The organism is Hyphomicrobiales bacterium, assembly GCA_039989895.1.
GTDB lineage: Bacteria > Pseudomonadota > Alphaproteobacteria > Rhizobiales > JACESI01 > JACESI01.
Genome location: JBDXGY010000005.1, coordinates 1 through 12277 on the forward strand (window position 1 = coordinate 1; position 12277 = coordinate 12277).

The following is a 12277-nucleotide window of genomic DNA, read 5'->3' on the forward strand; positions in this document are numbered from 1 at the left end:
TGGCAATGAGATCCGCGTCGCCGAAGGTGTGACACTCGATCATGAGGCAACACCAAGCTTCGATCTTACAGTGACGGCAACAGATGCCGGTATTGATGGCGATGCTTTATCTACAACAAATGACGTCACCATTACTATTGGTGATATCAATGAAGGCCCATCTGAGATTACCATTGGTGGCGATCAGTCAACAGCAGAGAACTCTGCACCAGGAACTGTGGTCGCAACCTTGGCAGCCTCCGATGTGGACGGCGATGCCCTCACCTTTACGCTTTCTGGCGAAGGTTCTGAGAACTTCTCCGTTAATGACAACGGTGAAGTTGTGATCGCTGACGGTGTGACAATCGACTTTGAGACAACACCAAGCTTTGATCTTACCGTCACAGCCTCTGATGGCACTGAGACATCAACCGCACCGCTTGAAGTAACAGTCACAAACGTCAATGAAGCACCAACTGATCTTGTCATCGATGGTTCCTCAGTTGATGAGAATGTTCTTCCCGGCACGCCCGTTGCCACTTTATCTGTATCTGACGTTGATGCCGGTGATAGCCATACATTCACGCTATCAGGCGAAGGCGCTGAGAACTTTATCGTTGCAGGCGGACAAATCTTTGTTGCACAAGATGTCACCCTTGATCATGAGGCAACACCAAGCTTCGACCTAACAGTGACGGCAACAGATGCTGGTGGCCTTACAACGACATCAGATGTCACCATTAATGTCGGTGACATCAATGAAGCGCCGACAGTTAATATCGGAACAGCAAACATTGTTGAAAATGGCGGCTTTGAAACAGGTGACTTAACTGGTTTTACAACATCTGATGGTCGAGTTGTTGTACGCACTGTTCTGTCTGGCGACAGTGACCACACAGCCCAGTTTGGTAACCTCAACCAAGAAGGCGGCGCCATTGAACAAACCATTGAGACAGTCGTTGGCGAAACCTACACACTCACTTTCGATTATGGAGCCATTGGCAATCAAACCAATGCACAGGAGCTTTCAATCACAGCCGAAGGTGCAACAACACTTTTGGATGAGAATATCAATGCAGGTTTTGATAGTTTAACGGAGTTTAGCTTTACCTTTGTTGCTGACTCAACCTCAACAACACTGACTTTTGATGATACGTCTGACAACACATCGCGCAATGACGGTATTTTGGACAATATTTCCGTTGTGCAAGAAGATATTGACACTGTCGCCGTCGACGAGGATTCTGCATCAGGCACGGTTGTTGCCAATCTTGCTGCAAACGATCCGGATGACGATGCTACCACCCTTACGCTCTCAGGCACTGGCTCTGAGAACTTTGCGATTGTAAACGATCAAATCGTGGTCGCAGACGGCGTCACACTCGATCATGAGACAACACCAAGCTTTGACCTTACCGTTACAGTAACCGATGAACATGGCCTGAGCACAACCAATGATGTCACCATTAATGTTGGTGATATCAATGAAGGGCCCGTCGCTATTGGTGAAAGTGTGAGTGTCGCTCTACCAGAGGACACATTCTATTTCACCAACTTAAACGAATTTGGTACAATTGACGTGGAGAACGGTGACATTACGGTTCTTGGCGACACCAATGGTGCAACCTATGCTGATATTGCGGTCACCGCTGATGGTGACCTGTTCGCCATCACCTTCCCGAACCCTTCTTTGGTGCAGCTTGATCCTGAAACAGGTAATGTGCTTGAAACCATTGCAACACCTGACTTGCCACGTTTCTCTAATGCGCTGGTTGCTGGTTCAGATGGCAGTATATTTGTGGCAGTCGCTAATAGTGACGCGCTATTCACTGTTGATCCTGAGAACGGCACCTCAACACTCATCGGGAACACCGGCGTCAACTCAGGTGGCGATTTTGCCGAAGTTAATGGTGAGCTGTTTCTTGCCACTACAGATCAAACCCTTGTTCGTATTGAATTTGATCAGATTGATGATGATGGCAATATTCCTACAACGCAAATTGCTGAAGATTTTGAATTCACAGATGATCTTTTCGCTATAGCGTCTAATGGTGACGGCAACCTTTATCTCGTCGATACAGGTAATAATCTATACGAAATAGACCCGCAAACTGATGATGTTAATTTTATCGATGTTATCGATAGCTCATCTATTACAATCGGCCTTGCGGCTGCTTCAGAAAGTGCGGGCTTTGCCAGTGGCAATGTACTGGACAATGACAGCGATGTTGACGGCGATACCTTGTCCATTGTCGGGGTTGATTTTGAAGGCTCAGCACAAAGTGTCGGCACAGAAATCACTGGTGATCTTGGAACACTAACGCTTCAGGCTGATGGTTCTTATACTTTTGCAGTCGACCCAAGCGCTCCTAGCGTTCTGGCTTTGGCCGAAGGTGAAGTTAGCACCGATACCCTCACCTATACCGTATCTGATGGTAATGGTGAAACAGCGACAGCCTCTTTGACTGTTTCTGTCACGGGCAGAAACGATGGCCCAACGGCTGTTCTGACCTCTTCCAACAGTGTTGTTGATAATGCTGCTTCTGGAACAGTTGTCGCCAATCTATCTGCCAGCGATCTCGATGCAGGCGATACGCATTCTTTTGCAATAGTTGATGCTGACGGCAATGTTGTTAGTGATGCGAATTTCGAGATTGTGGATAATCAGATTGTGGTCAGAGATGGCGCTGATATCGACTTTGAAAGCGATGCCTTGCACACACTTTCTATTCGCACAACGGATAGTGAAGGCGCAAGCCTCATCGAAGATATTACTATTAATGTTGGCACTGTAATCAACGGTACTAACGCCGGTGAAATCTTGGTGGGTACTGATGGGGATGACTTCATCTCCAGTGGCACCGGTGTTGACACTCTTGATGGCGGAGAAGGGTCCGATACTTATTCGTTGAATGCCCTTGTTGGAAGCTCAACCGAAAATAACACCCTGAATGATACAGGAACCAGCGGTACAGATACTGTTGTCTTAGAAGGCGGTGGTGGTAATACGTTTGAAATTCAGGCCGACTTCTCAAACGAAACCTCAGGTATTGAAGTTATCGATGGTTCAGAACTTGGCGGTGAGACCCTTCGCTCAAATGGTTCTGCAGTCAATTATGACTTTACAGATGTCACACTTAATGATGTCGATGGAATCCGAGGTGATGGATTTAACGATACTATTATTGGCTCAGCAGGAGACGATAATATTATTGGTAATGGTGGTGACGATACGCTTTCCGGTGGCTTGGGCAATGATACGCTCAACGGCGGCAGCGGCGATGACCTCTTCACCTTTAATGCGGGCGACGGCAATGATACGATCTCGGGTGGCGCTGGTGGCGGCTGGGTTGATACAATCGAGCTTGGCAGCGCGCCAAACTCAACAGCTGGAGATTCCTGGACATTAGCACTTACTGAGGGAAGCATTGAATCACAGACCGATAATTCCTTCACATTATCTGATGATTCAGCAGGGACAATTACTTTTGATGATGGTTCATCGATCGACTTCTTAGAAATCGAACAAATACAGTTCTAAGCCCTTAATAAATTGAATATCCAAACAAAAACGGCGCCTTCTGGCGCCGTTTTTATGTTACGTTCTCTATGAATGGAAATAGAGTGAGCGCATGATTTGGCGCCCATGGTTTTCGTTTTGGCATGATCGCAGCGAACATATCAGAAGTCAGATGATAGGCCAGCCAGCGCTGCACATTGGGGATGGGGGCCGCATCAAACCACTCGCGATCGACATTGGCGTATTGGCGCACAAAAGGGAAAAGCGCAACATCTGCAAGCCGCACTTGATCCGCAAAAAGATGAGCCTGTTTTGATAAGCGCTGATCCCAAACTTTGAGACAGGCAAGCCCCGCTTCGCGATTTTCTATGGCATCTTGATCTGGGTATTTATTTGGATATTTATAATGATCGAGATGACGCTTAAAAGTACTATCAGCTTCCTCAATCTCAGCTTTCATGACAGCTAAAAGGTCATCGTTTAACAACCAATCATCGGGATCATTTTTGTCCAATGCCCACAACATGATATCGAGACTCTCATCAATCACACGGCCATCAGGCAGTTGTAAAACAGGCACCGTCGCTTTTGGTGAGATCGCAACCATATGGTCCGGTTTATCGCGCAGGATAATCTCGCGATATTCGACCTTAATGCCCGATGCAAAAACGCCCATACGCCCGCGCATGGCATAGGGGCAACGGCGGAAGGAGTAAAGCACTGGGTGGTCATGTGCATCAAGGACCGGTTGATCAGACAATAAGCCCTCCATCACCCTGCCCTTTTGCCCGTCTTCTTCTGGCCGAGGTGCTCTTCCCCACGTTTTTTTGCAATTTCAATCTGTTTTTGGCGCTCAGCAAAACGACGCTTTTGGGATTTACTTTGTGCATCGTGACATCTAGGGCATGAAACGCCGGGAATATAGTGAGGTGAGGCTTTTTCGCTCTCATCAATTGGATGGCGGCAAGCATGGCACATATCATAATCGCCAACCTTTAAGCCATGACCGACAGAAACGCGCTGGTCGAAAACAAAACACTCGCCATCCCACAAGCTTTCTTCTTCCGGCACATTTTCGAGATATTTCAAAATACCACCCTTGAGATGATAAACGGTGTCAAAGCCTTCAGTCTTCATGAAAGAGGAGGCTTTTTCGCAGCGAATACCACCCGTGCAAAACATCGCCACCTTCTTGCCCTTGGCCAGTTCAGGATTATTGCGCACCCAATCGGGAAACTCTCGAAAGGAAGTCGTTTCAGGATCAAGCGCTCCTTTGAACGTGCCGATTGAGACCTCATAATCATTGCGTGTATCAATCACGACCACATCAGGATCGCTGATAACATCATTCCAATCATCAGGGTCTACATATTCGCCCACTGTCTCATTAGGATCAACGCCCTCGACACCCATGGTCACGATTTCACGCTTGAGGCGTACTTTCATGCGATAAAATGGGCGATCAGTGGCAAAAGATTCTTTGTGGTCAAGATCAACACAACCTGGAATTTGAGTACGTATGTGATGCAGCACTGCATCTATGCCTGTGCGTGAGCCAGCTATCGTGCCATTCAGGCCTTCTGATGCGAGTAGAACCGTCCCCATAACGTCATGATCATCGCACACTGATTGCAGCGGTTTTTGATGTACTTCAAAATCCGGCAGGGACGTGAATTTATAAAGAGCGGCGACGACATAGTTATCCATGTCGTCGGTCTAATCCCATCTGAGCAAAATTTCAAAGGTTTTGTTCTTAAAGAACGAAGCCCAGAACATCTTTCAATCGACTTACCGTGCGTTCAATGTTGCCAAGCTTGTCGAGACCGAAGAGTCCAAGACGGAAGGTTTTATAATCTTCCGGCTCATCGCACATCAAAGGAACGCCTGCCGCGACCTGCATTCCATTGGTTGCAAATTTTTTACCGTTATGAATATCAGTCTCATCTGTATAGCTGACCACAACACCTGGTGCTTCAAAGCCTTCTGCAGCAACACTTTTAAAGCCAGCTTCCTTTAAAAGATCGCGAACACGACGCCCAAGCTCCAGCTGATTTTGCTTGATCAGATCAAAACCTTGTTCTCTTGTTTCCAGCATCGCGTCACGAAACCCGCGCAAAGCATCAGTTGGCATTGTCGAATGATAGGCATGGCCACCGCTTAGATAGGCCTGCATGATCTGATGCCATTTAGCCAGATCAGCGGCAAAGCTTGTGCTTTTAGTGGTTGGCAGAACCTCCAAAGCCCGCTTGCTCATCATAACAAGACCGCTTGATGGCGATGCGCTCCAGCCTTTTTGGGGTGCGCTAATCAAAATATCGACACCAATTTCACGCATATCAACCCAAACAGTGCCGGACGCGATGCAATCAAGTACAAAAAGACCTCCCACGTTGTGCACGGCTTCAGCCACGGCTTTCATGTAATCATCCGGCAACATCATGCCTGATGACGTCTCTACATGAGGCGCAAAAACCACGGCAGGCTTTTCAGATTTGATGGCCGCAATCACTTCTTCAATTGGTGCTGGAATGAAAGCAGCTTGATGCTCATCAGCTATCCGGCGCGCCTTTAACACGGTGCTTGAGGTTGGAATATTGCCGGCTTCAAAAATCTGCGTCCAGCGATAGGAAAACCAGCCATTGCGGATGACCATGCATTTTTTGTCTGTTGCAAACTGGCGAGCAACAGCTTCCATGCCATAGGTCCCACCACCCGGGACAACAACTGCTGTGTCCGCCTTATAGGCTTCACAAAGTATCTCATGAATATCACGCATAACGCCTTGGAACGCCTGCGACATGTGATTAAGCGAGCGATCAGTAAAAACGACCGAATATTCCAGCAAACCATCTGGATCAATGAGAGAGATTGGCTTGTTCATTGGTATAATCCTTTGGTCTTGCGTTATGCACCTTCAAATCGATAGGCTAATAAGACGCAATTACATTTTGACTATTATAAATATGTATATACTGCGCTCATGCCGCAACAACAAACAAGACCGGCTCTATTAGCTCATTCGAAGAATGTTAGGGTATCAGAGTAATAGAGCTGTTTGGGATCGCGAGAGACATCACTGCGCGTGTCATATAATGATGAATATAAAAAGGGCGACACGGTTTCATTCATAAACCATATCGCCCTTTAAAGAACTCAATTTTATTTTTGCGGGTTTAGCCTATAGCGCGCGACGATTCTGCCACTTGTTGTGTTGCATCCGTCGCTGTACGCGCAGAATCAGCAATCTCGCTGATGCTGGTATTGATGTCATCCACCCCTTGAGATGCCTGCATCATATTCGAAGAAATCTCATTGGTCACTGCCGCCTGCTGCTCGACAGAACTTGCAATGGTTGTTGAAATTTCATTTATCTGCGTAATCGTTGCTGTAATTGATTCAATGGCGCCAACAGCTTCTTGTGTTGTTGTTTGAACAGAAGCAATCTGTGTTCTTATTTCATCCGTTGCATTCGACGTCTGCGTGGCAAGCGTCTTCACCTCAGAAGCAACAACGGCAAATCCGCGACCGGCTTCACCAGCACGGGCCGCTTCGATCGTCGCATTCAATGCTAAGAGATTTGTTTTCTCGGCGATTGAGTTAATAAGCTCAACAACTTCACCAATTTTATCGCCAGCATCCGCAAGGCCTGACACAATATTATTTGTGTGATTGGCTTGATTAACAGCTTCAACAGAAATTTCCAAAGCCATAGAAACTTGACCAGAAATCTCGCCAACAGAGGCAGACAATTGTTCTGTACCTGAGGCAACAGATTGTACATTGTGTGATGCATTTTCAGAGGCGACTGTTACAGCGGACGCCTGCTCACTGGTCTTGGATATAGAATCCATGAGACCCGCAACGCCAGCAGTGATCACTTCTTGTGATTTTTTACGTTTTTCACGGTCAATAACCGCATCAGTGATATCTGTTGCAAATTTCACAACCTTGAATGGCTTACCATTCATATCATAAATTGGGTTATATGATGCTTGAATCCATATTTCTTTTCCACCTTTGCCATAGCGTTTATACTCAGCAGACTTATATTCCCCGCGCTTCAGCGATGCCCAAAATTCGGCATATTCAGGCGATGCAGCTTCACTGGGGTCAACAAACATACGGTGATGCTGGCCCTCAATTTCCTCGCGCTCATAACCGACCGCACCGAGAAAGTTGTTATTTGCACCTTGAATGTTGCCATCAAGATCAAAACTAATAACAGCCTGTGATTTTGAAATAGCTGCTATCTGCCCGTCGTTATAGGCCGCTTTTAATTTAGCTTCCGTAATATCAGTTGCAAATTTTATGACGCCGTATGGCTTGCCCTTAGCATTGAGTAGAGGGTTATAAGTTGCCTGAATCCATATTTCTGTACCGTCTTTCGTGAAACGGCGAAATTCGGCGGATTTAAACTCGCCAGAGTTCAAGTCACCCCAAAAGTTCTTATAGTCTGGATGATTAGCTTCCTCTGGGTCTACAAAGATGCGGTGATGTTTGCCAACAACTTCCTCTTTGCTATACCCAAGCGCTGAGAGAAAATTCTCATTTGCATCGACAATTGTCCCATCAAGCTTAAACTCAATGATCGCTTGCGATCTATCTAATGATGCTAATTTTGCGTCGCTATTGCTATTTTTGACAAACATTCCCGCTCATTCCCTCTAACGAAGTAAACCAAGTCTTACAATGCCGTGAAAATCCTTAGCAATTCGTTATCATCGCTCAAATAGCATTAATATTTGAAGAAAAATAAGACACAAGGGTGCAATAGCGTGTCAAAAGACAGCCATGCGAAGCGGAAAGCTCTTTGAATAACAGAGATAAGGCTCAATCGGCCTTCAAAACGCTGAGTTTTGGCATCGAAACTATATTATACCCCGAATCAACGAAATGGATTTCGCCTGTGACGCCGGATGATAGATCAGACAATAGGTACAAACCAGTACCGCCCACCTCAGAAATATCGACGGTTCTGCCAAGGGGTGAATTTTCTTTTTGGTAATTATACATAAGCCGTGCATCCGCAACACCCGCACCAGCCAGCGTACGCACGGGACCCGCTGAAATCGCGTTAACGCGGATATTATCATGACCATAGTCCATGGCCAGATAGCGTACAGATGATTCTAACGCCGCCTTCGCCACACCCATAACATTATAATTCGGCATCACGCGAGTGGAGCCACCATAGGTTAGCGTGACCATAGACCCGCCATCTGGCATCATTTCAGCGGCGCGTTTTGCAATTTCAGTAAACGAGAAACAAGAAATCACCATGGTGCGGCTGAAATTCTCACGCGACGTTTCCGCGTATTTACCCTTCAGCTCATCCTTGTCGGAAAAAGCAATGGCATGGACCAGAAAATCAATTGAACCCCATTCATCCTTCAAACGATCAAAAACAGCATCAACCGTTTCAATGTCTTCAACATCACAAGGAATAAGCAGATTAGAGCCAACACTTTCCGCAAGTGGCTGAACACGTTTGCCGAAAGCTTCGCCTTGATACGTGAAGGCAAGTTCTGCGCCTTGGTCAGCGAGCGCTTTTGCAATACCCCAAGCGATTGAGTGATTGTTTGCGACGCCCATAATAAGGCCGCGTTTTCCTGTCATAAGGCCGGACATGGCTTTATCCTTGTTATGAAATATGTTTCTGGAAGACGAGAGTTGCGTTGGTACCGCCAAAGCCGAATGAATTGGATAGGGCCACATTAATGTCGATGTCGTCTATACGGCTTCGGGCAATTGGAACGCCTTCAAACTCTGGGTCAAGTTCTGTGATATGCGCGCTTTCGCACACAAAAGAATTTTTCATCATAAGCAGCGAATAAATGGCTTCTTGCACACCGGTTGCGCCAAGCGAATGGCCGGTGAGAGATTTGGTTGCGGATATATGCGGAATGTTGTCACCAAACACTTGTTTGATCGCCGCTATCTCCTGCTTGTCACCAACAGGGGTCGATGTGCCGTGTGTGTTGATATAGTCCACGCTTTCATTGACGGTTGATAAAGCCATATTCATACAACGAATAGCGCCCTCACCTGATGGTGCCACCATATCGTGGCCATCAGATGTTGCGCCATAGCCAACAACCTCGGCATAGATTTTTGCACCGCGTGCTTTGGCATGTTCGAGTTCTTCAAGAACCAGCACACCAGCACCACCAGCAATTACAAAACCATCGCGCGTTGCATCATAGGCACGCGAGGCCGTTTCAGGTGTATCGTTATGCTTCGATGTCATTGCGCCCATGGCGTCAAAAAGATTAGACATTGTCCAGTCAAGATCTTCGCTGCCACCAGCAAAAACAATATCCTGTTTGCCCATCTGGATGACCTCATAAGCATTACCGATACAGTGGTTTGATGTCGCGCAGGCCGATGAGATTGTGTAATTTAAACCATGAATTTTAAACGGTGTTGCAAGGGTAGCAGATGCAGTCGAGGACATTGCCTTTGGCACAGCAAAAGGGCCGATGCGTTTTGGTGAACCGTTTTTCTCGGTGAGTAGGGCTGATTCATAAACGATCCGCGTCGATGGCCCGCCAGACCCCATGATGATACCCGTGCGAGGGTTTTCGCTCACATCGCTCGTCTCAAGACCAGAATCTTGAACTGCCTGTTCCATCGCAACATAGTTCCATGCAGATCCTTTACCCATAAAACGGGTTACACGACGGTCCAAAACTTCAAACGGGTCAAGTGTCGGTGCGCCTTGTACATGACACCGAAAACCATGCTCAGAAAAATCTTCCGCAAATGAAAGTCCCGATTTTGCTTCACGCAAACTAGACAAAACTTCTTGAGTGTTATTTCCAATCGAGGAAACAATCCCCATTCCTGTGACCACAACGCGCTTCATTGAGCGATCCTTCCAAATTGAGTGCTACGTTAAAATTTTAACCAGCTTTCTCTTTTGATAATCCTACTTTTAAATCTTTTGCGGCGTAAATTTGCTCGCCATCTGCTTTCAACCAGCCATCCGCGATGCCAAGAACAAGACGGCCACGCATGACGCGCTTAAAGTCTACGCCATATTCAACTAGCTTCGTTTTCGGTGTAACCATACCTTTGAATTTTACTTCTCCAGTAGATAGAGCCATGCCGTATCCAGGTTCACCCAACCAACCAAGGTAAAACCCAGTTAACTGCCATAATGCGTCAAGACCAAGACACCCTGGCATAATTTCATTGCCTATAAAATGGCATGGGAAAAACCATGCATCAGGCTTTACGTCGAGTTCAGCGCGAATAAAGCCTTTATCATATGCGCCACCAGTCTCAGAGACTTCTGTTATGCGATCAAACATCAGCATAGGTGGTGCGGGCAACTGCGCATTTCCTTCACCGAATAACTCGCTACGACCACATGAGAGCAATTCCTCATAATTAAAGCTAGATTGACGCTCTTTCATTTTATATTCCCGGCATATGTATTGGTGCCCATTTCAATAATTTGAGTTAGGCCTACTATAGACATGATCCACCATCATGATATGGCAGTACTTAACGAGTTTTATAACCAATGCCAATGCGGATTGTATTGTTCTTGTTAAAAAGCCAGTAAAAAAATCAAATTGACCGTTTCAACCATGCCGAGAAATCCGCGACATTGTTATTTTGGGCTAATCTGATTTGCGTCAGAGCTGAATATTCAAGATTTTTTGCATTCATGTATTTGAGATGTTATATGAAGAGCAGAATTGAATGGTGAATTAGATTCACGGCTACGGGAAGAAGACCAAAATAAGATGACATCATTATCGACATCATTGGCTCATAAAACGACCGTTGAGCAACTGCGCGAGGCAGGTCTTAAACCTACACGCCAGCGGATTGCTATTGCCGACATTCTTTTCAAGGATGGGCACAAACATGTATCAGCCGAGGATCTCTACTCTGAAATTGGGCGCTCTGGTATGCAAATATCATTGGCAACGGTCTATAACACCTTGCACCAATTCACCGATGTAGGTCTGTTGCGTGAAGTGGGTGTTGATGGCGCAAAAAATTATTTCGATACCAATACACACGATCATCAGCACTTCTTCCTAGAAGATACCAATGAAGTGTTTGACGCAAATGACCTGCAAATAAGTGCTGAAGATATTCCAAATGTGCCGGAAAATATGGAAGTTGTGCGGGTGGATGTCGTTGTACGGCTTCGCAAGAAGACGAATAACACTTAAATTATCCAAATGTTGCAAAATGTTGAATGTGGAGATTTCCCACAGGTCATCTATTGATCGACTACTTCTCCGGGGTAAACCCCCCACAAGTATTCGCTCTTCACCCAGCCACTATAATTAGCGCCACTGATTTTGCACCAATCTTTGTCGCACTCCTCAATATCTGAATAAACGCCCGCTTCTAGTCGTGCGGCCTTTGATGCTTTGGGAGCTGGATTGTTGAAAAGGGAAAAATATTTGCCCTTTTCCCACGGCGCAACAATAACTCCGCGTCGACTGGACAATAGCGCTTTATGCACCCAACCCTCTTGACCGTCTGAGTCGCGAATTTTCCGCCAAACTTCAAATTCCTGTATCACTTCAACTGGCACACCGCGTTTCACGTAAACCCATGAAATGCGATGATCGAAACTTGGGCCAATTCGCATATTTGAGCGCTTGCCTTTAAGGCTAACAAAACGCGGCAATGGCAGCCCTGTTTCCTTGCCTTTTATAGCCCCCGTGATCAAACTATCGATCCCGCTTTTAATGTCATTAGCTTGAGAAACTGAAATGTCATTGGACAGGAATATAAAAACCGATAAAA

General features: G+C 46.3%; 10 protein-coding genes. 2 read left to right on the forward strand and 8 right to left on the reverse strand.

Annotation, left to right across the window (positions count from 1 at the left end; translation table 11 throughout):
• The coding region (locus ABJ081_04815) for a cadherin domain-containing protein (protein ID MEP6355983.1) at positions 1–3520 on the forward strand (3520 nt) is incomplete at its 5' end.
• A gap of 52 nt (positions 3521–3572) precedes the next feature.
• Here the strand turns inward: ABJ081_04815 and ABJ081_04820 are convergent.
• From ABJ081_04820 to fabA, 7 genes are all read right to left on the reverse strand, one after another.
• On the reverse strand, positions 3573–4259 hold the full coding sequence (locus ABJ081_04820) for a glutathione S-transferase (protein ID MEP6355984.1): 687 nt from the start codon (positions 4257–4259) through the stop codon (positions 3573–3575).
• An 11-nt stretch (positions 4260–4270) separates the two neighbouring features.
• Positions 4271–5206 (reverse strand): rhodanese-related sulfurtransferase, encoded by a 936-nt coding sequence (locus tag ABJ081_04825; GenBank protein ID MEP6355985.1) that lies wholly within the window; start codon positions 5204–5206, stop codon positions 4271–4273.
• Positions 5207–5252: 46 nt separating this feature from the next.
• Entirely contained in the window at positions 5253–6380 is a 1128-nt protein-coding gene (locus tag ABJ081_04830; protein ID MEP6355986.1) for an aminotransferase class V-fold PLP-dependent enzyme, read from the reverse strand.
• Positions 6381–6672: 292 nt separating this feature from the next.
• Entirely contained in the window at positions 6673–8148 is a 1476-nt protein-coding gene (locus ABJ081_04835; protein MEP6355987.1) for a PAS domain-containing methyl-accepting chemotaxis protein, read from the reverse strand.
• Between the two features lie 181 nt (positions 8149–8329).
• The gene (gene fabI, locus ABJ081_04840; GenBank protein MEP6355988.1) at positions 8330–9127 is read right to left on the reverse strand and encodes an enoyl-ACP reductase FabI; all 798 of its coding nucleotides are present in this window, start codon (positions 9125–9127) and stop codon (positions 8330–8332) included.
• A gap of 13 nt (positions 9128–9140) precedes the next feature.
• Positions 9141–10364 (reverse strand): beta-ketoacyl-ACP synthase I, encoded by a 1224-nt coding sequence (gene fabB, locus ABJ081_04845; GenBank protein MEP6355989.1) that lies wholly within the window; start codon positions 10362–10364, stop codon positions 9141–9143.
• Positions 10365–10401: 37 nt separating this feature from the next.
• Positions 10402–10917, reverse strand: coding sequence for a 3-hydroxyacyl-[acyl-carrier-protein] dehydratase FabA (fabA, locus tag ABJ081_04850; protein ID MEP6355990.1), 516 nt, complete (start codon positions 10915–10917; stop codon positions 10402–10404).
• 288 nt (positions 10918–11205) lie between these two features.
• Here fabA and irrA point away from each other — a divergent pair, with 288 nt between their 5' ends.
• Positions 11206–11691 (forward strand): iron response transcriptional regulator IrrA, encoded by a 486-nt coding sequence (gene irrA, locus ABJ081_04855; GenBank protein MEP6355991.1) that lies wholly within the window; start codon positions 11206–11208, stop codon positions 11689–11691.
• Between the two features lie 50 nt (positions 11692–11741).
• Here irrA and ABJ081_04860 read toward each other — a convergent pair whose 3' ends face one another.
• The gene (locus ABJ081_04860) at positions 11742–12158 is read right to left on the reverse strand and encodes an SH3 domain-containing protein (protein MEP6355992.1); all 417 of its coding nucleotides are present in this window, start codon (positions 12156–12158) and stop codon (positions 11742–11744) included.
• Positions 12159–12277: the final 119 nt, after the last annotated feature.